The sequence below is a fragment of the Acidovorax sp. CF316 genome (genome assembly GCF_000276605.1).
In the GTDB taxonomy this organism is placed as follows: Bacteria; Pseudomonadota; Gammaproteobacteria; order Burkholderiales; family Burkholderiaceae_C; genus Acidovorax.
Window position 1 is genome coordinate 1 of sequence record NZ_AKJX01000220.1, and the last position, 22255, is coordinate 22255.

General features: G+C 68.7%; 21 protein-coding genes and 4 tRNA genes. 15 read left to right on the top strand and 10 right to left on the bottom strand.

All coding sequences use genetic code 11. The features are described from left to right. Positions 1–115 precede the first annotated feature (115 nt). The 3 genes from PMI14_RS26830 to PMI14_RS26840 all read right to left on the bottom strand — a co-directional run bounded on the left by PMI14_RS26830 (position 116) and on the right by PMI14_RS26840 (position 480). Positions 116–190, bottom strand: a tRNA-Thr gene (locus PMI14_RS26830). 63 nt (positions 191–253) lie between these two features. After that, positions 254–327 (bottom strand) — tRNA-Gly (locus PMI14_RS26835). 67 nt (positions 328–394) lie between these two features. Then, positions 395–480: transfer RNA gene (locus PMI14_RS26840), tRNA-Tyr, on the bottom strand. Between the two features lie 504 nt (positions 481–984). On the opposite strand from PMI14_RS26840, the gene PMI14_RS26845 reads away from it, so the two are divergent. The 4 genes from PMI14_RS26845 (at position 985) to PMI14_RS26860 (ending at position 4554) form a co-directional block, all read left to right on the top strand. Then, complete coding sequence (locus PMI14_RS26845; protein WP_007859404.1) at positions 985–1611, top strand: nuclear transport factor 2 family protein; 627 nt, start codon at positions 985–987, stop codon at positions 1609–1611. Beyond that, positions 1611–2600: a tripartite tricarboxylate transporter substrate binding protein gene (locus tag PMI14_RS26850; RefSeq protein ID WP_007859406.1), complete on the top strand. Its 990-nt coding sequence runs from the start codon at positions 1611–1613 to the stop codon at positions 2598–2600. Before PMI14_RS26845 ends, PMI14_RS26850 begins: the two co-directional genes overlap by 1 nt. Positions 2601–2665: 65 nt before the next feature. Further along, positions 2666–4000, top strand: coding sequence for an amidohydrolase family protein (locus PMI14_RS26855; protein WP_007859408.1), 1335 nt, complete (start codon positions 2666–2668; stop codon positions 3998–4000). Positions 4001–4059: 59 nt separating this feature from the next. After that, complete coding sequence (locus PMI14_RS26860; RefSeq protein WP_007859411.1) at positions 4060–4554, top strand: RidA family protein; 495 nt, start codon at positions 4060–4062, stop codon at positions 4552–4554. A gap of 29 nt (positions 4555–4583) precedes the next feature. Here PMI14_RS26860 and PMI14_RS26865 read toward each other — a convergent pair whose 3' ends face one another. Then, the gene (locus PMI14_RS26865) at positions 4584–5486 is read right to left on the bottom strand and encodes a LysR family transcriptional regulator (RefSeq protein WP_007859412.1); all 903 of its coding nucleotides are present in this window, start codon (positions 5484–5486) and stop codon (positions 4584–4586) included. Between the two features lie 77 nt (positions 5487–5563). On the opposite strand from PMI14_RS26865, the gene PMI14_RS26870 reads away from it, so the two are divergent. The 7 genes from PMI14_RS26870 to PMI14_RS26900 are packed head-to-tail and all read left to right on the top strand — an operon-like array spanning position 5564 to position 11713. Continuing rightward, positions 5564–6604, top strand: a complete 1041-nt coding sequence (locus tag PMI14_RS26870) for a porin (protein WP_007859415.1) — start codon at positions 5564–5566, stop codon at positions 6602–6604. Between the two features lie 22 nt (positions 6605–6626). Then, on the top strand, positions 6627–7712 hold the full coding sequence (locus PMI14_RS26875) for an amidohydrolase family protein (protein ID WP_007859417.1): 1086 nt from the start codon (positions 6627–6629) through the stop codon (positions 7710–7712). Continuing rightward, complete coding sequence (locus PMI14_RS26880; protein WP_007859418.1) at positions 7709–8623, top strand: dioxygenase; 915 nt, start codon at positions 7709–7711, stop codon at positions 8621–8623. Before PMI14_RS26875 ends, PMI14_RS26880 begins: the two co-directional genes overlap by 4 nt. A gap of 11 nt (positions 8624–8634) precedes the next feature. Then, positions 8635–9414 carry an SDR family NAD(P)-dependent oxidoreductase gene (locus PMI14_RS26885; protein WP_007859420.1) on the top strand — a complete coding sequence of 260 codons (780 nt, stop codon included), beginning with the start codon at positions 8635–8637 and terminating at the stop codon, positions 9412–9414. Between the two features lie 6 nt (positions 9415–9420). Further along, positions 9421–10320, top strand: coding sequence for a 3-keto-5-aminohexanoate cleavage protein (locus PMI14_RS26890; protein ID WP_007859422.1), 900 nt, complete (start codon positions 9421–9423; stop codon positions 10318–10320). A 31-nt stretch (positions 10321–10351) separates the two neighbouring features. Next, positions 10352–11347, top strand: a complete 996-nt coding sequence (locus PMI14_RS26895; RefSeq protein WP_007859424.1) for a zinc-binding alcohol dehydrogenase family protein — start codon at positions 10352–10354, stop codon at positions 11345–11347. Positions 11348–11359: 12 nt separating this feature from the next. Continuing rightward, a complete protein-coding gene (locus PMI14_RS26900) occupies positions 11360–11713 on the top strand; it encodes a cupin domain-containing protein (protein ID WP_007859426.1) in 354 nt (117 codons plus the stop codon). 22 nt (positions 11714–11735) lie between these two features. Here the strand turns inward: PMI14_RS26900 and PMI14_RS26905 are convergent, their stop codons facing one another. From PMI14_RS26905 to PMI14_RS26915, 3 genes are all read right to left on the bottom strand, one after another. Next, the gene (locus PMI14_RS26905) at positions 11736–12077 is read right to left on the bottom strand and encodes a hypothetical protein (protein ID WP_007859432.1); all 342 of its coding nucleotides are present in this window, start codon (positions 12075–12077) and stop codon (positions 11736–11738) included. A gap of 214 nt (positions 12078–12291) precedes the next feature. Continuing rightward, positions 12292–12367: transfer RNA gene (locus tag PMI14_RS26910), tRNA-Arg, on the bottom strand. A gap of 67 nt (positions 12368–12434) precedes the next feature. Further along, positions 12435–13085: a TetR family transcriptional regulator gene (locus PMI14_RS26915; protein WP_007859433.1), complete on the bottom strand. Its 651-nt coding sequence runs from the start codon at positions 13083–13085 to the stop codon at positions 12435–12437. Between the two features lie 163 nt (positions 13086–13248). Here PMI14_RS26915 and PMI14_RS26920 point away from each other — a divergent pair, with 163 nt between their 5' ends. From PMI14_RS26920 to PMI14_RS26935, 4 genes are all read left to right on the top strand, one after another. Beyond that, positions 13249–14550 (top strand): efflux RND transporter periplasmic adaptor subunit, encoded by a 1302-nt coding sequence (locus PMI14_RS26920; protein ID WP_081497408.1) that lies wholly within the window; start codon positions 13249–13251, stop codon positions 14548–14550. Between the two features lie 9 nt (positions 14551–14559). Further along, positions 14560–17715, top strand: coding sequence for an efflux RND transporter permease subunit (locus tag PMI14_RS26925; RefSeq protein ID WP_007859437.1), 3156 nt, complete (start codon positions 14560–14562; stop codon positions 17713–17715). Further along, the gene (locus tag PMI14_RS26930) at positions 17708–19144 is read left to right on the top strand and encodes an efflux transporter outer membrane subunit (protein WP_007859438.1); all 1437 of its coding nucleotides are present in this window, start codon (positions 17708–17710) and stop codon (positions 19142–19144) included. Before PMI14_RS26925 ends, PMI14_RS26930 begins: the two co-directional genes overlap by 8 nt. Positions 19145–19298: 154 nt before the next feature. Beyond that, complete coding sequence (locus tag PMI14_RS26935; RefSeq protein ID WP_007859440.1) at positions 19299–19868, top strand: cytochrome c5 family protein; 570 nt, start codon at positions 19299–19301, stop codon at positions 19866–19868. Between the two features lie 73 nt (positions 19869–19941). On the opposite strand, the gene PMI14_RS26940 is transcribed toward PMI14_RS26935, so the two are convergent. Genes PMI14_RS26940 through PMI14_RS26950 form a run of 3 tightly spaced genes read right to left on the bottom strand, consistent with a single transcriptional unit; the run spans position 19942 to position 21954 of the window. Further along, positions 19942–20472 carry a DUF2946 family protein gene (locus PMI14_RS26940; RefSeq protein WP_007859442.1) on the bottom strand — a complete coding sequence of 177 codons (531 nt, stop codon included), beginning with the start codon at positions 20470–20472 and terminating at the stop codon, positions 19942–19944. After that, on the bottom strand, positions 20465–21490 hold the full coding sequence (locus tag PMI14_RS26945; protein WP_007859444.1) for a YheT family hydrolase: 1026 nt from the start codon (positions 21488–21490) through the stop codon (positions 20465–20467). The genes PMI14_RS26940 and PMI14_RS26945 overlap by 8 nt, the downstream gene beginning before the upstream one ends. 14 nt (positions 21491–21504) lie before the next feature. After that, a complete protein-coding gene (locus PMI14_RS26950) occupies positions 21505–21954 on the bottom strand; it encodes a nuclear transport factor 2 family protein (protein ID WP_007859447.1) in 450 nt (149 codons plus the stop codon). Positions 21955–22255 lie beyond the last annotated feature (301 nt).

Sequence of the window (22255 nt, forward strand, 5' to 3'; positions counted from 1 at the left end):
GTGGGGCTTGGTCCGTTCGAACTTACCTTTTGCCATTTTTCCGACTCCGAAAAAAATCTACAAACTACACAACGAAATTTCGGCGCACCCGAACGACTTCGGGTGCGCCTGAAGGTGGTGCCCATGGCGGGAATCGGACCCGCGACCTCTCCCTTACCAAGGGAGTGCTCTACCACTGAGCCACATGGGCAATCGGAACCGCTTTCGCAACCCCAAAAAAACTTCTCTCTCAACCTGCCAGCAAACCGAACAATGGAGCGGGAGACGGGAATCGAACCCGCGTCATTAGCTTGGAAGGCTAGGGTTCTACCATTGAACTACTCCCGCACTGCCAACTGGCTCTGCGATCCCAGCCCCAAGGGGCCTACCGCAACCTGCTTTCATTTTCTTCTACTGGTGGAGGGGACTGGATTCGAACCAGTGTAGGCGTAAGCCAACAGATTTACAGTCTGCCCCCTTTAGCCACTCGGGCACCCCTCCGGAGAATCTCGAATTATAGCACTGAATTTTTACGCTCTGCAAAAGCACATGCCAAAAAAATCCAAGCGCCACTTTTCGCCCCAGGCATTGCGCGGCACCACTTGCGACGGCGGCAGCGTTTTTGCCTTAGACCGCGATTCTATGCCACCCGAAGATGCCCCGGCGCCAAGTTCAGGCTTTTGGTGTGGAAAAAACCGCCGCAGCCCCACCAGCGGCACGACCTCCACCCGGCAGGTGCGCTGTCGACCCCGGCCCCTGCTCGCGAGCGCCCGACCCCGCACCCTCCTGCCGGCCGCCGCACCAGAGCCATTTTTTGTGCAGCTTCAAGAAGCTCGCGTCAGGGCGAGCATCACAGGCGCCGCATCGAAGTATTGAAATAACTCATTAATCCATTGAATTTAATCGTTTGAAAGATGGCATGGAACGCATTGAAATACAGCCCATGCCGGGAGCCCGTCCCCCTGGCTGAGGCTTACACGACAACCCCCTACGGAGAGATCGCCCATGGACAGACCGCTTCCACCCCCGCGCCGCCTGCTGCTGGCGTCCCTGGCAACCGCACTGGCCCTGCACCTGGCGGTGCCGCTGCAGGCCCATGCGCAGAGTGCCGCCGCCGCCGAGATCGACCGGCTGCTGGCCAAGCAGGCCATCACGGAACTGATCTACAAGTACCCGCGCGCCCTGGACCGCGGTGACCGCGAGATGCTGATGTCGCTGGCCCATCCGGGCGCGAAGATGCGCTTTGGCACCCGTGACTTCCCCCACTGGGAGGCCTACGTGGATTGGCTGATCAAAGCCCATGACGAGATGGCGGGCAACAACCACCGCATCACCAACATCCTGATCGAAGTCAACGGCGACCGTGCCGTGAGCGAATGCACAGGTACCGCCACGCTGCTGGTTCCCAAGGAAGGCAATCCTAATCTCTACGAAGAGCGCTGGATGCACTCCCGCTACCTGGACACCTGGTCGCGGCGCAACGGCAAATGGGCGCTCGATGGACGCCACACGGTGAGCGACTACCGCCGCGTGCTGGACGTCCCCGCCGAGCTGGTCAAGTCGCGCTACCAGGTCATCGGCCACACCGGACGCAGCGACCCCTCCTACCGGCATTTCGAGAGCATCAAGTGATGAGCCCCCTGCTGAACCCCACCCGCCGGTGCCTGCTGGCCGCACTGGGCCTGGCCAGCGCCCCGCTGTGGGCGCAAGCTCCCGCGTGGCCGGCCCGTACCGTCAAGATCGTGGTCCCCTACGCGCCGGGGGGCGGTGTCGACCTGGTGGCACGCATGCTGGCCGAGCGCCTGCACCGGCAGTGGGGCCAACCGGTCGTGGTCGACAACAAGGCCGGCGCGTCCACACTGATCGGTGCCACGGCGGTCGCCAAAGCGGCCCCCGATGGGCTGACGCTGCTGCTGACCAGCGAGGCCACCATCACCAGCAACCCCTTTCTGTTCGACAAGCTGCCCTACGACCCCGTGCGTGAACTGGCGCCCATCAGCCAGCTGGTGAGCCTGCCGCAGATGGTCGTTGCGCACCCTTCGGTGCCAGCGAACACCATGGCCGAACTGATGGGACTGGTCAAGTCGCGCACCCATGCGCTGAGCTATGCCTCCTACGGCTCCGGCAGCCTGCCACACCTGCTGTTCGAATCGCTGCGGGCCAAGCACGGAAGCAACCTCGTGCATGTGCCCTACCGGGGGATATCGCCAGCGGTGTCTGCCGTGCACGCCGGCGAGACGCAGCTCACGCTGGCGGGCGTATCGGGCGCCCTGGCCCTACTGCGCGCCGGCAAGCTCAAGGCCCTGGCGGTGGGGCGCGCCACCCGGCTGGCAGAGATGCCCGATGTGCCCACCCTGCGCGAGGCGGGGCTGGCCGACATCGATCCGGGCGAATCCTGGTTCGGCCTGTTCGCCACCGGTGGCACGCCCGCGAGCGTCGTGCAGAAGATCCACCAGGATGTCGCGGCCATCGGCAACGACCCTGCCTTCCGCGAGGCCGTGCTGCTCGCGCGCGGCTTCGAGCCGGTGTTCTCGAACCCTGCGGCCTTCGTGCGGTTCATCGAGTCCGACATGCGCCAGAAGGCGCAGCTGATCCGCATCTCGGGCGCCAAGGCCGAGTAGGCCCCCCTCCTCCCCCTTTTTCCTTCAGCGACCTATGCACCCGCGCGTGGTGCAGGAGATTCTTCGTGCCTTCGAAACCTTCGCCCGACCGTTCCGGCCTCGACCAGGAGCTCATCATCCGTGGCGGCCACGTGCTCACCATGGACCCCGTGCTGGGCGATCTGCCCAGCGCCGACGTGCACGTGCGCGATGGCGCCATCGTGGCGGTCGGCCCCCAGCTTCCCGTGCAGGGAGTGCCCGAAGTGGACGCGCGGGACATGATCGTGCTGCCGGGCTTCGTGGACACGCACTGGCACCTGTGGAACAGCGCCCTGCGCGCCCTGGTGCGAGGTGACGACCCCGTGCACGGCTACTTTCCCGTGACCCTGGGGACGGGGCCGCTGTTCACCCCCGACGACAGCTATTGCTCCGTGCGCCTGGGGCTTGCCGAGGGATTGCTGTCGGGCATCACCACGGTCCACAACTGGGCCCACAACACCCGTTCGCCAGCACACGCCGACGCCGAACTGCGCGCCATGGCCGACATGGGCGTGCGCGGTCGTTTCGCCTACGGCTGGGGGCAGGAGCAGCCGCTCGCCCAACCCATGGACCTGGGCGGCCTGGAACGCCTGCAGCAGCAGGGACTGCCCTCGCCCCTGCTCACGCTCGGCGCGGCCGTGCGCACCCCCGTGAGCAATCCGCGCGGCGCCGTGCCCATCGGGGTGGTGGCTGAGGAGTGCGCCCGCATCCGCTCCCTCAACCTGCCGCTGACCATGCACGCCCGCCCCGGGGTGGTGTCCGTGCTGGCCGAGCACGGCCTGCTGGGCCGCGACCTGCAACTGGTCCATCCGCAAGGCATGGCGCCGCAGGACTGCGCCTTGCTGGCAGCGGCCGGAACCACCATGACCTGCTCGCCCACGATCGAGATGCTTTACGCCCAGGCCAACCGCGGCGTGATCCAGTTCCAGGAGATGGAAGAGGCCGGCGTGCACCAGAGCCTGTCGGTGGACAGCTCCGGCGCATCCGCCAACGCCGACTTCTTCGCCTGCATGCGGGCACTGCTGTGGTCGCACAAACAGCGCTTCGGCAACCGCATCCCCCTCACCGCGCGCCGCCTGCTGCGCCTGGCGACGCTGGACGGGGCGCGCGACCTCGGGCTGGACCACCTGGTCGGGTCTCTGACACCTGGCAAGCGCGCGGACATCCAGATCGTGCGCGCCACCGATCCCAACCTGGCCCCGGTTTTCGATCCTGCGCATGCGCTCGTGTATTCGGCACAGCCGGCCAACGTGGACACGGTGCTGGTCGACGGCCGGGTCCTGCTGCGCCGCAGCCAACCCACCCGCTGGGACAGCACCGACATCGTGCGCGGGGCCACCGCGTCCATGCGTGCGCTGGCCCGCCGCTACCCCTCGCCCTGAGCGCCACTTCCCCACCCGGGCCGGCAATGGAGCCAGCCCCTCACCCAAAGGAGAGCACGATGCAATACCGATACACCCGCGCACTGGCGGCCATGGCCCTGGCCGGCCTGCTCCGGCCCTCAGCGATGGCCGCCGAGCACCTGGAGCACGGCGAAAGGACCAAAGGCCGGTCTTACGCACCCGCCGTGGTCACCGAAGGCGGCCGCACCATCTGGCTGGCAGGCGAAACCACCACCACGGACCTGAACGGCAAGGACATCAAGGGCGACTTCGAAGCCCAGGCCCGCACCATCTTCGCCTTGCTGGAGCAGACCCTCCAGCGCGCCGGCGGCAGCCTGCAGGACATCGTGAGCATGACGGTCTACCTGACCGACGCCCGCAACGGCGCGATCTTCTCCAAGGTGCGCACCGAGATGTTCCCCGACCGGCGCTTCCCCGCCAGCGCCCAGATCACCGTGTCCAACCTGGCCGTCCCCGGCATGCTGATCGAGATCCAGGCCGTGGCCGTGACCGGTGACCCATGCGGCAAGGCCAAGCCATGCATCGCGCGTTGACGCCCCGGCCCGCCACCGGCCGCCCGCGCTCAGGCCTGCAGTTGCTTGCAGCAGCCTTCGAGGCAGGCACGGAAGGCGCTGGCACTGGGCGACAGCGAGCGCGAGGCGCGCCAGACCAGCTCGACATTGCGGTGGATGACCGGGTCGTGCAGTTCACGAAAGCGCGTGCGGGTCGAGCGCACCAACGCACCCACGTAGGCCGGCACCACGGTCGCGCCCAGGCCGGCCTCCACCAGGCCCACCGCCGTGCCCAGGTGGCCGACCTCGAAACGCAGCGCAGCCGTCTCGCCCCCCTGGGACACCAGCGGATCGACCAGGGCACGAAAGCCGCCAGCTGGCGCCAGGCCGATCATGGGCTGGCCCTCCAGGTCGGCCCAGACCATGCGCCGGCGCCGTTGCGCCAGGGGCCAGGCCGCCGGCAGCAGGACACCCAGGCTGTGGCGCAGCAGGATCGCCCGCTCCATCGCGACGTCCATCTGCGGAAACACGCCGAAGCCGATGTCGGCGTCTCCGTGGTCCACCGCCCGCACCAGCTGCTCGGTGGGCAGATCGGCGATGCGCACCGACACCGCGGGATGCGAGACCTGGAACTGCGCGATCACGCCGGGCAGGAAGTGGGCCGCCAGGAAGGGGGTGGTCGCCACCGTCACGCGGCCACGGCGCTTGTGCAGCAGGTCCTGCGTGTTCGCCACCGCGTGCTCCACGTCCGCAAGGATGCGCTCGGCACTCTCGAACAGCTCGCGGCCCGCGTCGGTCAGCGCGATCTGGCGCGTGGTGCGGTCCACCAGCGGCAGGCCCAGCTGCGACTCCAGCTCGCGCACCAGCAGGCTGGTGGCCGACTGCGTCAGGTGCAGCTTGCGCGCCCCCGCAGTGAAGCCCTCGCTCTTGATCACTTCCACGAAGGCGCGCAGCTGCCGCAAGGTGATGTTCATAAGAAATTCAAATCAATTTCGATCATTCATTCTATTTATTTTCCCGTCCCCACCCACCCCTCCACGGAAGCGCTCACATGAAAAAAACCTGCTTCGCCCTGTCCTTCATGGGTCTTGCCATGGTCAGTAGCGGCGTCGCCGCACAAACCCAGGTCACGCTGTTCGGCGTGGTCGACCTGGGCATCGCCCATGTTTCGCACGGCAATGCCCGCCTCACCGCACTGAGCTACAGCGGCAACAGCCACGCACGCCTGGGCTTTCGGGGCACCGAAGACCTGGGCGGCGGCATGTCCGCCAGCTTCTGGCTCGAAAGCGCACTCGCCCCCGACACGGGCGGGACCGGACTGAATTTCCAGCGCCGTTCCACCGTCAGCCTGAGCGGCGGCTTCGGCGAGGTGCGCCTGGGCCGCGACATGTCGGCGACCAACCTCAACCCCTCCTGGTTCGATCCATTCCAGGGCACCGGCATCGGCCAGCCCACGGTCTACAGCATGCTGGGCGCACCGATCCGCGTCAGCAATGCGCTGGCCTACCTGCTGCCCAGGCAGCTGGGCGGCTGGTACGGCCAGGTGCAGTACGCCTTTGGCGAAGAGCCCTCCAACAGTGCCAACCGCCGCAACAACAACTACGAAGGTGCGCGCCTGGGCTTCGCCGACGACGCCCTGAACGTCGCCGCCGCCGTGGGCCGGCGCCACAGCGGCACTGCCACCGCGGCGGCCCAGGTCAAGGCCGCCAACGTGGCAGCGTCCTACCGCATCGGCCCCGTCACACCCATGGCCTTCTGGGCCCGCGAAGAAGACAGCCGGGGAGCACGCATCGACGCCTGGCTGTTCGGTGCGTCGCTGCGCCATGGCGTGGGCGAATGGCGCGCCGCCTACAGCCACTACGACCGCAGCCACAGCGGCGACGACTGGAGCAAGCTGGCTCTGGGCTACGTGCACCACCTGTCCAAGCGGACGGCGCTGTACGGAACCTATGCCCACATCCGCAACCGCGGGGCCTCGGCCCAGTTGGTCAGCGGCACCGGTGTGGCCGACTGGCCGACCACCCCGCCCTTGGCATCCCAGGCCGGCGCCCGCTCGCAAGGCGTCGAGCTCGGCATCCGCCACAACTTCTGAAACCGCAGCAGGAGCCTCCCCCATGGACCACCCGTCCCCTTCCCCGGCCGGCAGCCCACCCCGCGTGCCCTCGCGCCGCGGCTTTCTCGGCATGTTCGGCTCGCTCGGCACCCTGGGTGCCATCGGCGCAACCACCTTCGTGCCGGAGGGCCGGCCGCTCGCCCAGACCCTGGCCGCCAAGGGTTCGCGCATCGACTTCCACCACCATTTCTTCTCGCCCGCGTGGGTGCGGCTGGTGGAGCGCCAGCACCTGCAGCAGCCGGTGCTGGGCTTCGACCAGTTCAAGACCTGGACGGTGGAGAAAGACCTGGAAGCCATGGACCGCGGCGGCGTGGAAAAGGCCTTCCTGTCCGTCACACAGCCCGGCGTCTGGTTCGGCAACGTGGCCGAGACACGCGCTGCCGCCCGCGAACTCAACGAGTTCGCCGCGCGCATGAAGGCCGACCACCCCGGCCGCTACGGCCACTTCGCGGTGCTGCCGCTGCCCGACGTGGAGGGCAGCCTGCGCGAAATCGCCCATGCCTTCGACGTGCTCAAGGCCGATGGCGTGGGCCTGCTCTCCAGCTACGACGACAAGTGGCTGGGCGATCCCTCCTTCGCGCCGGTATGGGCCGAGCTCAACCGCCGCAAGGCAGTGGTCTACGTCCATGCCACCGCGCCCAACTGCTGCGCGTGGAACTTCCAGCCGGGCATCCTGCCGACCTTCGTGGAATTGGGCTCGGACCTCGCGCGGGCCATGGTGAGCCTGATCCACGGCGGCACCGCCAAGGCCACGCCCGATGTGCACTACATCTGGTCGCACGGCGGTGGCAGCATCTGGGCGCAGCGCTTCCTCGTCGGCGAGACGGCCGAATCGCTGGCGCGCGTGGCGCCCCCAGACTCGCGCCTGCACCACCTGCGCCGCTTCTACTACGACACGGCCGCTGCGGCGGATGCGGTGCACATGGGCATCCTGAAGATGATCGTGCCGACCTCGCAGATCGTGTTCGGCTCCGACTTCCCGTGGGTCGAGCCGGCCAGGATCGTCGAAGGGCTGGAGAAATCCGGCCTGAGCGCCAGCGAGCTGCAGGCCATCTACCGCGACAACGCCAAGGCGGTGCTGCGATGAGCGCGGGCACCCCTGTGGTGAAACAGCTGTCCGCCCAGAGCGGCCTGTCGGCAACGGACCCGGCACAGCTGCTGGCCGCCGTGCTGCGCGCCAATGCCGGCACCCGGGATGCGCGGCTCAAGCAGATCATGGACGCACTCATCCGCCATGCCCATGCCTTCGCGCTGGAGGTGGACCTGACGTCCGCCGAACTCGACTTGGGCATGGACTTCCTGGTGCGCATCGGCCAGGCCAGCGGGCCGCACAAGAACGAGGGCATCCTGCTGGCCGACATCCTGGGCCTGGCCACGCTGGCCCAGCTGCGCGGCGCGCGCGAGGCCCTGGCCCAGGGTGGCACCGAGCCCGCACTGGTCGGCCCCTTCTGGCGCGCCCGGCAACCGGTGCGCGCCAGCGGCGAGAGCATCGCGACCACGGACACGCCGGGCGCTCCGCTGCATGTGCGCGGCCGCGTGTGCTCGCTCGACGGCGCACCGCTGGCCAACGCACGGGTGGAGACCTGGCAGGCCTCGCCGCAGGGCCTGTACGAGAACCAGGACCCCGAACAGGAGGACATGAACCTGCGCGGTGTGTTCCTGACCGACGCCCAGGGCCGCTTCGACTTCCACAGCGTGCGCCCCGCAGGCTACCCCGTGCCGGTGGACGGACCGTGCGGCGAACTGCTGGCGGCCCAGGGGCGCGCCATCATGCGCCCGGCCCACCTGCACTTCATCGTGGTGGCCGCAGGCCACAAGGTGCTGGCCACGCAGTACTTCGACATCGACGACCCGAATGCCCACGAGGACGTGGTGTTCGGTGCCGTGGGCTCGCTGCTGCGCCGCTTCGAACCCGATGGCCAGGGCGGCTTCTCCCTGGACATCGAACTGCGCCTCGAACCCGGGGCCACGCAGCTGCCCCATTGCCCCCTTCCCTGACCTCCATCCCCATGCAACACAACGACAACCGAAGTTTCGCGCCGCGCGAGCGGCTCGACGGCGAAATCGCCGTCATCACCGGTGGCACCGGTGCCATCGGACTGGCCACAGCCCGGCGCATCGCCGCGCTGGGCGCACGCGTGGTGCTGCTGCAGCGCAGCGCACCCGAGACGGCGGCGCCCGCGCTGGCGCAACTGGCCGGCAACGGGCACCGGGCCCTGCAGGCCAGCGTGACCGACAGCGCCGCCCTGCGCGCCGCCGCGCAGACGGTGGAGCAGGAAATGGGCGCCGCCACGGTGCTGGTGCACAGCGCCGGCTTCACCCGCCCGGTGCCTGCGGCCGACCTGGATGGCCTCAGCGACGCGCTGATCGACGAGATCTTCGCCACCAACTGGCGCGGCAGCTTTGCGGCCATCCGTGCGTTCGCACCGCAAATGAAGGCAACGGGCGACTCGGTCGTGGTCAACGTGTCGTCGATCGCGGCCTTCACAGGCCTGGGCAGCAACCTGGCCTACGCCGCTGCCAAGGCCGGCACCGATGCGCTGACGCGTGCCCTCGCCAAGACCCTGGCGCCCCAGGTGCGCTGCCTGGCGGTGTCGCCCGGCGTCGTCGACACCGCCTTCGTGCCCGGGCGCGATGCGGCCTTCAACGAGCGCGTGGGCCCCACCATCCCCTTGCAACGCGTGGGCACGGCGGACGACGTGGCGGCCGCCATCGTCGCCTGCTGCACCTCGCTGCGCTATGCCACCGGTAGCGTCCTCATTGCCGACGGAGGCCGCCATCTCGGCTGACCGACCATGTCTCTCGAAACCACCACCATCCTCACCTGCGCCGTCACGGGCAATCTCACGCGGCCCGACCAGACGCCGCACCTGCCGGTCACGCCCGGGCAGATCAGCGACGCCTGCCTGGAGGCCGCAGACGCTGGCGCCGCAGCGGTGCACATCCATGTGCGCGATCCGCACACCGGGGCACCGTCCATGGACGTCGAGCTCTATGCCCGCGTGGTCGAGGCGCTGCGCCGCGACCGGCCCGATCTCATCATCAACCTCACCACCGGGCCTGGCGGGCGCTTCGTGCCCAGCGCGGACGAACCCCGCCTGGCCGCACCCGGCACCTCGCTGCTGCGTCCCGAACTGCGCGTGGCGCACATCGCGGCGCTCAAACCCGACATCTGCTCGCTGGACCTCAACACCATGAATTCGGGCGAGCAGGTGGTGATGAACACCCCCGCCAACGTGCGCCGCATGGCCGCCGTGGTGCGCGAACACGGCGTGGTGCCGGAGCTCGAATGCTTCGACACCGGCGACCTGGTGCTCGCGCAGGCCCTGATGGCCGACGGCACGCTGGCCGGGCCAGGCCTGTACACCGTCGTCATGGGCGTGCGCTATGCCCTGCCGTTTACGCCCGCGGCCCTGATGCTGGCGCGCTCGCTGATCGCGCCGCAGGCCTGCTGGTCGGCGTTCGCCGTGGGGCGCCACGCCTTTCCCGCCGTGGCCCAGGCCCACCTGCTGGGCGGAAACGTGCGCATCGGCCTGGAAGACACCATCTACCTCGACAAGGGCGTGCTCGCCCGCAGCAATGCCGAGCTGGTGCACAAGGCGCGCCGCATCGTCGAGGACCTCGGCGGACGCCTGGCCACCAGCGCCCAGGCCCGCACCACCTGGGGCCTGCGTGCCAGCAACGCACTGCACTGAACCGCTTTCTTCCCACCCAAGGACTCTCACCATGACCATTGCCTCCCCCTCGCACGCATTGCGCGTGTCCCAGAAGGCCGAAGCGCCCGAAACACTCGACCTGCAACTGCAGCCCCAGGACCGGCCCGACGCACCGCCCGGCCATGCGGTCGTCGAAGTCCTGGCGGCCGCCGTCAACCCCAGCGACGTCAAGGCGGCGCTGGGCCTGATGCCGCAGGCCATCTGGCCACGCACACCGGGGCGTGACTTTTCCGCCCGCGTGGTGGCCGGCCCGACGGAGTGGCTGGGCGCCGAGGTCTGGGGCACGGGCGGCGACCTGGGTGTCACCCGCGACGGCAGCCACGCACGCTACCTGGTGCTGCCGGTGGCGGCCCTGGCGCGCCGGCCCGATGCCGTGCCCGTGGCCGCTGCGGGCACGGTGGGCGTTCCCTTCATCACCGCGTGGGAGGGACTGCGCCGGGCGGGCCTGCAGGGCCCCGGCCAGACGGTGGTGGTGTTCGGCGCCAATGGCAAGGTGGGCCAGGCCGCCATCCAGCTGGCAACGCGCGCCGGCGCCACGGTGGTCGGTGTGGAGCGGGGCACCAGCAGCTACCGCGGCCACGCCAGCCGGCCCGTCCCCGTGCTGGACGGAACCCTCCCCGAGCTGGGCCAGGCCCTCCTCGACGCCACGGGCGGGCGCGGCGCCGACATCGCCTACAACACCGTGGGTTCGCCCTACTTCGCACCCGCGCTGCAGGGCCTGGCCGTGGGCGGCACGCAGGTGCTCATCTCCACCATCGAGCGCTCGGTGCCGTTCGACATCCTGATGTTCTACCGCCGCAACCTGCAGTTGCTCGGGGTGGACAGCCTCAAGCTCAGCGTGGTGGACTGCGCCGCCATCCTGAACCTGCTGGCACCCGGCTTCAGCGATGGCTCGCTGCGCGCCTTCGACGTCGATCCTGCCGGCCTGGTGCCCCTGGAGGAAGCGGCCGACGCCTACCGGCGCGTGATTGCGGGCTCGTCCTCGCGTGTCGTGCTGGCCCCCTGAACGGAGACGAGCATGCACCTGGTACGACATGCCGATGCGCCCGGCTACGACGCCCCGGGCCACGAAGGCTTCGCGATGGCACGCCTGCAGGGCCGCGAGGCCGGCCCCGCGGACACGGCCTGGATAGGGCTGTCGCTGGTGGCGCCCGGCGGCAGCACGACGCTGTCGGCCTCCCCCCTCGAGAAGTTCTACGTGGTGGTGGACGGTGAGCTCGAGATCACCAGCCAGCAACCCGGCGGCCCGTCATGCAGCGAGGTGCTGCGCGCGCTCGACAGCTGCCGCATCGCGCCGGGCGAGGCGCGGCAACTGCGCAATCGCAGCGCGCACCCGGTGCGGGTGCTGCTGGTGATGGCAGAGCCCCGCTGAGCCCATCGGACGCGCCGCCCGCTCAGCGCCGGTCGTCCACCACGTTGAATTCGAAGCGGAACTGCACCGCGACCTTCTCGGGCAGCGTCACCACGACGCGTGTCTCCTGGGGATGAAGAATCGTCCCCCCATCGGCGACGATGGCGCCGTTGGCGACGGCCAGTGTTTCGTCCTTCGAGGTGGTGGTGCGGCGCGTGGCCTCCCAGCCGAACTGCCCGGGGCGCAGCTTCTGGCGCTGAATCCATGCCCAGATGGCAACGATCTCCGCATTGACCTCGGTTTCGAGGGCACGGGGGGTCAGCGCCTGGCCGGAGAACTCGTAGCGGTCCTCGCGCAGGACCCATTTGAAAAGCAGGTGCGGCATGGTTCTATTGGACACGGCGCATCAGCATTGCGCAAACACCATGGAGGTCTTTTGCACCGAGCCGATGAGGGTCACCATGGTTGCCCCATGGGCGTGCCCGGATCCTGTTGGCAATGGATGGAGGAGCATGTCCATGCCACTCCGAAAAGGAAGCGTCAGCGTTCCGAATCGGCATGGAGACAGGAACAGCATCCAGGTTCATGCTGGGAGATGGTGGTGCGGCTGGCGGGGATCGAACCCACGACCCTTGGCTTCGGAGGCCAATACTCTATCCACTGAGCTACAGCCGCATGCGTGTAGCTCGGCATTATCGCATGCAGCACGCACCCTGCGGAGCAAGCGGCCCCCGCCCTCCGCTTACGGCCTGCCGACGGCCGGCACCGGGGCCCCGAGCCGCAGCCCCAGGCCGGTGATGAAGGCATCGGTGGTCACACGGCCGATTCCAGCGAGGTCGAACACGCCGTTGGACAGGATCCAGTTCTGGATCAGGCCATCGAACAGGGCATGCAGGCCCACGGCGGCGCCCATGGGAGGCACCGGCATGGCCACGCGCTGGGCCTGGGCGGCCAGCTCGAAGTCACGGGCCAGCTGGCGCGTGAATCCGTCACTGGCGGCCAGGTGGCGCTCGCGCACCGCCACCAGCTCGCCCACGTACTCCACCTTGTGCATGGCGATCTCGAACACCCGGCGCGTGTGCTCGTCCGAGGCCACGCTCTCCAGCACCAGGGCCATCACGGCGCGCAGGCGCTGCAGCGGGTCCAGGTCGGTACTGGCTTCGAACTCGCCGTAGCCCTGCTCCAGCGGCAGGGTCACCCGGTCCATCATGGCGTTGAAGAGGTCGACCTTGTCCTTGAAGTGCCAGTAGATGGCTCCCCGGGTGGTACCGGCGGCCAGGGCGATGTCGCTCAGGGATGCCCGGGAGACGCCCTTGTCGTAGAACACCTTCTCGGCTGCATCGATCAGGCTGTTGCGCGTGGCAATCGCGTCTTCTTTGGTTCTGCGCACCATGGATGCAGCCTCCCGTTCATTGCAATTTCACAGGCGGTCCAGGTTGGGCGCCAGCCCTATTATACATCCATGGTTGTATGTATAATTGCCCGTCTATTGGTAGAAACTCCTATTCGCCGACGCACACCGCTGCTCGGCGATGCCTGCCGTGACCATCCCGTTGATGCCCAACACAAGGACTCCCATGCCTCGCCTGCGTGACCCATCCCGCCGCATTGCGCGCATCCCTGCCCTGCAGCGCATGCTGCCCGTGGCCGCTCTGTGCACCGTTACCTTCTTTCTCGCCGCATGCGGCAAGTCCGATGCCCCGGCCGCCGCGGGCGGTGCGCCCAAGATGCCTCCCGTCGAAGTCGGCGTGGTGGTTGCCACGCCGGGCGACGTGGGGCTGGTCACCGAGCTGCCCGGCCGGGTCGAAGCCTCGCGCGTGGCCCAGGTGCGTGCCCGCGCTGCCGGCATCCTGCTCAAGCGCGAATTCCGCGAAGGCAGCGACGTGAAGGCGGGCCAGCCGCTGTTCCGCATCGACCCGGCCACCTACGCCGCAGCTGCGGACAGCGCCAAGGCCAGCCTGGCCAAGGCCGAGGCCAACCTGGCCCAGGCCACGGCCACGGTGGAGCGCTACCGCCCCCTGGTGGCCGCCAACGCCATCAGCAAGCAGGATTTCGTGAACGCCGAGGCCGCCCAGAAGCAGGCCCAGGCCGACGTGGAAGCCGGCCGTGCAGCCACGCGCACTGCGGGCATCAACCTGGGCTATGCCAGCGTCACCGCCCCCATCTCGGGCCGCATCGGCCGCGCCCTGGTGACCGAAGGCGCGCTGGTCGGCCAGGGCGAAGCCACGCCGCTGGCCATCATCCAGCAGATCGACCCGGTGTACGTGAACTTCACCCAGTCGGCCAGCGACGTGTTCGCGCTGCGCCGTGCCATGGAAAGCGGCCAGTTCAAGCGCGCCAGCGGCGACGCCGCCAGCGTCAAGCTGCTGCTGGGCGATGGCTCGGCGTACGCCCATCCCGGCAAGCTGCTGTTCTCGGACCTGTCGGTCGATGCGTCGACGGGACAGGTCACGCTGCGCGCCGAAGTGCCCAACCCCAAGGGCGAGCTGCTGCCCGGCCTGTACCTGCGCGTGCAGATCGAGCAGGCAGAGGTCAGCAACGCCATCACCCTGCCCCAGCAGGCGGTGACGCGCACCCAGCAGGGTGACACGGTGAGCGTGGTGGGCGAGGACGGCAAGATCAGCCCGCGCAGCGTGAAGATCAGCGCGGCGCAGAACAACCGCTGGGTGGTGCTCGACGGCCTGAAGGCCGGCGAGAAGGTCATGGTCGACGGCTTCCAGAAGCTGCAGATGCTGCCTCCGGGGACACCCGTGAAACCCGTTCCATGGCAGGCCGCCGGTGCCGCGCCCGCTGCGGCCTCAGCCGCCGCAGCAGCCCCCGGTGCCGCACCTGCTGCCTCTGCCGCCGCGTCGAAGTAAGGGGCATCCATGGCCAAGTTCTTTATCGACCGCCCGATCTTCGCGTGGGTGATCGCACTGTTCATCATGGTGATGGGCGGGGTGGCGATCACGCAGCTGCCGATCGCGCAGTACCCGCCGGTGGCACCTCCCGCCATCGTCATCAACGCCGCCTACCCCGGTGCCTCGGCGCAGACGCTGGAGGACAGCGTGCTGTCCGTCATCGAACGCGAGATGAACGGCTCGCCCGGCCTGATCTACATGGAGTCGGTGGCCCAGGCCGATGGCTCGGGCAGCATCACGCTGAGCTTCCAGCCCGGCACCAACGCCGAGCTGGCGCAGGTGGACGTGCAGAACCGCCTCTCGCGCGCCTCGCCGCGGCTGCCCTCGGCTGTGACGCAGCAGGGCGTGCGCGTGGACAAGTCGCGCTCCAACTTCCTGCTGTTCACGATGCTCTCGTCGACCAACCCGAAGATGGACACCGTGGCCCTGGGCGACTATGCCTCGCGCAACATCGTGCCCGAGCTGCAGCGCCTTCCCGGCATCGGCCAAGCCCAGCTGTTCGGCACCGAGCGCTCGATGCGCATCTGGATCGACCCGGCCAAGATGGTCAGCTTCAACCTGTCGTCGGCGGAGATCACGGCCGCCATCCGGGCGCAGAACGCCCAGGTGGCCAGCGGCACCATCGGTGACCTGCCCAACGTGGCCGGCCAGGGCATTGCCGCCACGGTGGTGGTCAATGGCCAGCTGTCCAGCGTCGAGCAGTTCGGCGGCATTGTGCTGCGCGCCAACACCGATGGTTCCACCGTGCGCCTCAAGGACGTGGCGCGCGTCGAGCTCGGTGGCCAGGCCTATGCCACTTCGGCGCGCCTGAACGGCAAGCCCGCCGTCGGTATCGGCGTGCAGCTGTCGCCGAGCGGCAACGCGCTGGAGGCCGCCAAGGCCGTGCGCGTGAAGATGGACGAGCTCTCCCGCTTCTTCCCGCAGGGCACCGAGTGGAGCATCCCCTACGACAGCTCGCGCTTCGTGGACATCTCCATCACCCAGGTGGCCATCACCCTGCTGGAGGCCGTGGCCCTGGTGTTCCTGGTGATGTTCCTGTTCCTGCAGAACTGGCGCTACACCATCATCCCGACCATCGTCGTGCCGATCGCCCTGCTGGGCACCTTCGCCACGCTGCTGGCGCTGGGCTTCTCGATCAACGTGCTGACCATGTTCGGCATGGTGCTGGTGATCGGTATCGTCGTGGACGATGCCATCGTGGTGGTGGAGAACGTCGAGCGCATCATGAGCGAGGAAGGCCTGCCGCCGCTGGAGGCCACGCGCAAGGCCATGCGCCAGATCTCGGGCGCCATCATCGGCGTGACCGTGGTGCTGATCTCGGTGTTCGTGCCGCTGGCCTTCTTCTCCGGCTCCACCGGCAACATCTTCCGCCAGTTCTCGGCGGTGATGGTGGCCTCCATCGGCTTCTCGGCCTTCATGGCGCTGTCGCTCACGCCGGCCCTGTGCGCCACGCTGCTCAAGCCGGTGGAAGCCGGCCACCACCATGAAAAGAGCGGCTTCTTCGGCTGGTTCAACCGCGGCTTCTCGCGCACCGCCAAGGGCTACGAAGGCCTGGTCTCGCGCATGCTCCGCAAGGCCGCGCGCTACCTCGTGATCTACGCTGCCATCATCGGCGCCGTGGTCGTGGTCTACATGCGCGTGCCCACCTCCTTCCTGCCCGGGGAAGACCAGGGCAACATCATCGTCAACGTGCAGCTGCCCCCGGGTGCCACCCAGGAGCGCACGCTGGCCGTGATGCAGCAGGTCGAAGAGTTCATCCTCAAGCAGCCCGAAGTGCAGAGCATGGTCGGCGTGCTGGGCTTCAGCTTCTCCGGCCAGGGCCAGAACGCCGCGCTCGCTTTCGTGACCTTGAAGGACTGGAAGGAACGCCACGGCCCCGGCCAGTCGGCCCAGGACGTGGCAGGCCGGGCCTTCGGCGGACTGATGGGCATCCGCGATGCCTTCATCTACCCGCTGAGCCCGCCACCCATCCCCGAGCTGGGCAACGCCAGCGGCTTCTCGTTCCGCCTGCAGGACCGCAGCGGCGCAGGGCACGAGGCGCTGATGAACGCCCGCAACCAACTGCTGGGCATGGCATCGCAGAGCAAGGTGATCACCCAGGTGCGCCCCGACGGCCTGGAAGACGCGCCGCAGCTGCAGATCGACATCGACCGCGACAAGGCCAACGCCCTGGGCGTGCCCTTCGACGCGATCAACTCGGCCCTGTCCACCGCCCTGGGCTCCACCTACGTCAACGACTTCCCGAACCAGGGCCGTCTGCAGCGCGTGGTGGTGCAGGCCGATGCACCGGCGCGCATGCAGCCCGAGGACCTGCTCAAGATCAACGCCAGTAACAGCCAGGGCAAGCCCGTGCCGCTGTCGGCCTTTGCCAGCACCCGCTGGATCAAGGGTGCGCAGCAGACGGTGCGCTACAACGGCTACCCCGCCGTGCGCATCTCGGGCTCGCCCGCGCCGGGCATGAGCACCGGCGCCGCCATGGCCGAGATGGAAAAGCTCGCCGCCCAGCTGCCGCCCGGCTTCGGCTACGAGTGGACGGGCATGTCGCGCGAGGAAAAACTCGCCGGCTCGCAGTCGCTGATCCTGTACAGCTTTGCCATCCTGGCGGTGTTCCTGTGCCTGGCCGCGCTGTACGAAAGCTGGTCGATCCCGCTGGCCGTGATCCTGGTGGTGCCGCTCGGTGTGCTGGGCGTGCTGCTGGCCACCCTGCTGCGCGGGTATGCGAACGACATCTACTTCCAGGTGGGGCTGATCACCATCATCGGCCTGTCCGCGAAGAACGCCATCCTGATCATCGAGTTCGCCAAGGACCTGCAGGCCCAGGGCCGGGGCGTGGTCGAGTCGGCGCTGGCCGCGGCCCACCTGCGCTTTCGCCCCATCGTGATGACCTCGCTGGCCTTCGGCCTGGGCGTGCTGCCCCTGGCCATCGCCTCGGGCGCGGGCTCGGCGAGCCAGCGCGCCATCGGCACCGGCGTGCTCGGCGGCATGATCACCGGCACGGCACTGGCCGTGTTCTTCGTGCCCGTGTTCTTCGTGGTGGTGCGCAGCCTGTTCAAGGGCAGCGCGCGCCAGCAGGAAATGAACCGCCGCCACGCAGAAGAAGCAGGAGTTGGAACCCATGATTGACCGCCGCCCCACCCCTCTGGCCCTGGCCGCAGCCACCGCGCTGCTGCTGCTCTCGGGCTGCTCGATGATCCCCACCTACGAGCGTCCCGAGGCACCCGTGCCCGGCACCTACCAGGCGGGCGCCACGGCGCCCGCAGGGGCCGCTGGCGCGGCGCAGGTGCCGTGGCGGGACTACTTCGCCGACCCGCGCCTGCAAACCCTGATCAGCGCGGCGCTGGCCAACAACCGCGACCTGCGCGTGGCCGCGCTCAACATCGAGCAGGCGCGTGCGCAGTTCCAGATCCGCCGCGCGGACCAGTTCCCCAGCGTGGGCCTGGGCGTCAACGCCAGCCGGGGGCCCTCGGCGTCCAACGGCGACCTGACCAACTCGTTCAGCGCGGGCCTGGCCCTCTCGGCCTGGGAGATCGACTTCTTCGGCCGCATCGCCAGCCTCAAGGAACAGGCGCTGGCACAGTACCTGGCCAGCGAGGAAGGCCGCAATGCCGCCCAGGTCAGCCTCGTGGCCGCCGTGGCCAACGGCTGGCTGACCCTGTTGGCCGACGAAGAGCTGCTCAAGCTCTCGCGCCGCACGCTGACCTCGCGCGAAGAATCGGTGCGCCTCACGCGCCTGCGCCTGGATGCCGGCGTGGCCTCGGAACTCGACTTCCGCCAGGCCGAGTCGCTCACCCAGGCCGCGCGCGCCACACTGGCACAGCAGCAGCGCCAGCGCGCGCTGGATGAGAACGCCCTGGCCTTGCTGCTGGGCCAGCCGGTGCCGGCCGAGGTCCTGGCGAGCCTGGCGGGCAGCACGCTGGCCAACGCACCGGCCATGGCCGCGCTGCCTGCGGGCCTGCCCTCGGAGCTGCTCACGCAGCGCCCCGACATCCGCCAGGCCGAGCAGCAGCTGATCGCGGCCAACGCCAACATCGGTGCCGCGCGCGCCGCCTTCTTCCCGCGCATCTCGCTGACGGCACAGGCCGGCACGGCCAGTGGCGAGCTCTCGGGCCTGTTCAAGAGCGGCTCCTGGGGCTTCACTATCGCCCCGTCACTGCTGCTGCCGATCTTCGATGCCGGCCGCAACCGGGCCAACCTGGAGAGCTCTCAGGCCTCGCGCAGCATCGCCGTGGCGCAGTACGAGAAGGCCATCCAGACGGCGTTCCGCGAGGTGTCCGATGCGCTGGCCGGCCAGTCCACCCTGGTCGAGCAGTCCGAGGCCCAGCAGCGCCAGGCCGAGGCCGAAGAGGCCCGCCTGCGCCTGGCCGACCTGCGCTACCGCAACGGCGTGTCCAGTTACCTGGACCTGCTGGATGCCGAGCGCTCGCTGTTCAGCACCCAGCAAGGGGTGGTGCAGGTGCGGCTGGCCCAGCTGCAGAACCAGGTCGTGCTCTACAAGGCGCTGGGCGGCGGCGGTACGGCCGAGCCAGTGGCGCGGGCGGCTGCGGGCTCCTGAACGCCTTCGGGCGGCCACTGCCACAGTGTGCCGCCCGAAATTGTTTTGTCTGCCTTTCGGCACGCACGTCGCCCGTGCTGCAGGGGCCGGGGGCACCGGCAGATATAATTGAAGGTTGATTGCATCAAAGCCCCACGATAAACCCGAGGAAGTCATGAGCGACACCCACCACGAAGAAGCCCATACCGGCCCGATCAAGAACCCCAAGCAGTTGCTGATCGCGGTACTTGCCTCGTTTGTGATTCCGATCTTTGCCATCATCGGCCTGGTCCTCTACGTCACCTCGGACAACAAGCCAGCCGCCGGCGCGGTGGACACCCAGAAGGCCACCGCGGCACGCATCCAGAAGGTGGGCGCGGTCGAGGTGCGCGATGCCAACCGGCCGCTGGCCAATGGCGAAGCCGTCTACAAGGCCCAGTGCGCCGCCTGCCACGCCACCGGCGCAGCAGGGGCCCCGAAGTTCGGCGATGCCGCCGCTTGGTCGGCCCGCATCAAGACCGGCTTTGAAACGCTGGTGCAGTCCGCCCTCAAGGGCAAGGGCGCCATGGCCCCCCAGGGTGGCGGCGACTTCAGCGACACCGAGATCGCACGTGCCGTGGCCTTCATGGCCAATGCCGGTGGTGCCAAGTTCGAAGAGCCCGCCGCCCCTGCGGCAGCGGCGTCTGCCGCCGGTGACGGCGCATCGGCCGCAGCGGCAGCGCCTGCATCTGGCGCGTCGCAGTAAGCGCACTGCGCACACCCCAACAAAAAGCCGACCCCGCGAGGTCGGCTTTTTTGTGGCCTCTGGAATGGCCTGCTCAGGCGCTGGCGTGCCGTGCAGCCGGGCTGGTCACAAAACCATGGCGGGCCGGCAGGTCCTCGGCCCGCACTTCCACCGGCGTCCAGCGGCCCTGCTCCACGGCGTCGGCGGCCAGGCCCACGTCCAGCGTGTGCACCAGGCCCAGCCCCAGCGGCGTGGCCAGGTACACCCGGCCTTGCGCATCAAGCAGGCATTGCTCCACTGTGGTGGACTTGCCTGTGTGGGAGGTCACCGATCCATCGGCCGCCAGGCGCCAGACCAGCGGCGTGGCTTCGAGTTCCACGTACACGCGTTGCGGCCCGTTCTGGAAGAACCACTGCCCCATCCCATCGGCTTCGTAGTTGCGGTGGATGAAGTCGATCAGCTTCTCGTGCTGCAGCAGCGAGCCCTTGGCCTCTGGGAACGGGCCGGCGGCCTGCGTCCGGTCGTCGCGCATGTACCAGCGCCCGCGCGCATCCAGCCCCAGCCAGCCGTAGCAGTCGGGCACATTCGGCCATTTGGCCAGGGCCTGCTTGACGATGTCATCCATGCCGCGATTGTGCCCCCGCTGCGCGGCGTTCCGTGTCAGTCTGCGCCGCGAGCCAGGTGCCCACGGTATCCGGCATGGCCCGCACATGGCCGGGCAGCCGCCCCTTGGCAAAGCCCACGTGGCCGCCATGCGCCGGCTGCCAGAGGGTGACGCAGCGGCCCACCTCGTGCACGCCAGGCAGGCTGCTGGCCGGAACGAAGGGGTCGTTGCGCGCGTTCACCACCAGCGCCGGGATGCGGATGCGGTGCAGCAGCGGCTTGGCCGACGCCCGCAGCCAGTAGTCCTCGGTGTTGCGAAAGCCATGCACCGGCGCGGTGAAGACGTTGTCGAACGCGTACAGGTCGCGTGCCGCCAGCAGGGCCTGGCGATCGAACAGGCCGGGGTGCTGGGCCAGCTTCTGCAAGGCCTTGGGCACCAGGGTGCGCAGGAACATGCGGGTGTAGACCTGCCGGTTGAAGCCGCGCCCGATCGCATGCCCGCCGGCGGCCAGGTCGATGGGCGAACACACCGCAGCAATGGCGTCGGCGCTGCGACTGGCCTCCTCGCCCAGCTCGGCGGCCCAGCGCAAAAGCGCGTTGCCCCCCAATGACACGCCTGCCGCCATCAGCGGGCCTGTGTGCATGGCACGCAGGCGCTGCAGCATCCAGCCGATCTCGGCATGGTCACCCGAGTGATAAGCGCGCGGCGCGCGGTTGATCTCGCCGCTGCAGCCGCGAAAGTGCGGCAGCGCACAGGCCCAGCCACGCTCTCGCGCGAGGTCGGCAAAGGCCTCGCTGTAGTGGCTGCGCGAGGAGCCTTCAAGGCCATGGAACACCACCAGCAGCGGCCGCTGCGTCGCTGGCGGCACCCCGTCGTCGAGGAAATCCACGTCCACGAAATCCCCGTCGGGCGTCTCCCAACGCTCGCGCCGGTAGGGGGGCGGCGCACCGAACACGCGGCGCGAGTACAGCGCAGGCCAGATGGTCTGCAACTGCCCGCCGGGCAGCCACCGCGGCGCCGTGTATTGCAGGGAGTGCATGGCGTGCGGCACCCTCAATGCAGCACCGGCTGCTGCGCCTGCATGGCCTGCACATCCTCCACCACACCCGCGCTGGCATGGTGCACCACCAGGCGCCAGCCCTGGGGGGTCTTGTGGTAGACATTGGTGGCAATCACGATGGCGCGGTGCATGCCGTCGGGCAGCATCACCTCCACATGCTCGGCCACACTGTGCACCGCGCTGGACAGCGCCTGCACACGGCGCACCTGGGTCGGCCGGGCACGCACTGTGCCATTCGAAAACATGGCCTCGAACGCGGCGCGGATGGCACCGGACCCCACGAGCCGGGGACCGCCCGGGTGCACGCAGACGATGTCCTCCTCGTCGGCCCAGCACGACATCAGCAGTTCGATGTCGCCCCGCTGGAGCGCATCGTAAAAGGCGGTTTCGGTCTCATCCGAAGAGCCGCCCAGGGTGGCGGCTGTGGGTCGTGCGCGTGGCATGGGCAAGGAGAGGGGGGTGGTGGGCGGTGCGCCTATTGTGCGCGGTCCGCTGCGCTTGTGGGCCCGCCCGGGCGGGCCGCTGCGGGCGGTCTGCACAGCATTTGCCACTGTCCTGTTGGCAGCCGCGGGTTTTCCTGTATCCACCCGAGCAAGGGCGCCACCTGCCTGCTTGAGGCACGGGTAAACCCGCAAAAGTTCCCCATGCATTGTTTCCAATACTGGAACAGTTAGTTCGCGACTGGGTGGTTTTTCTCTGGTCACCTGAGGCGTACAGTTCAACCCATCGATGAGCCGAACCCGC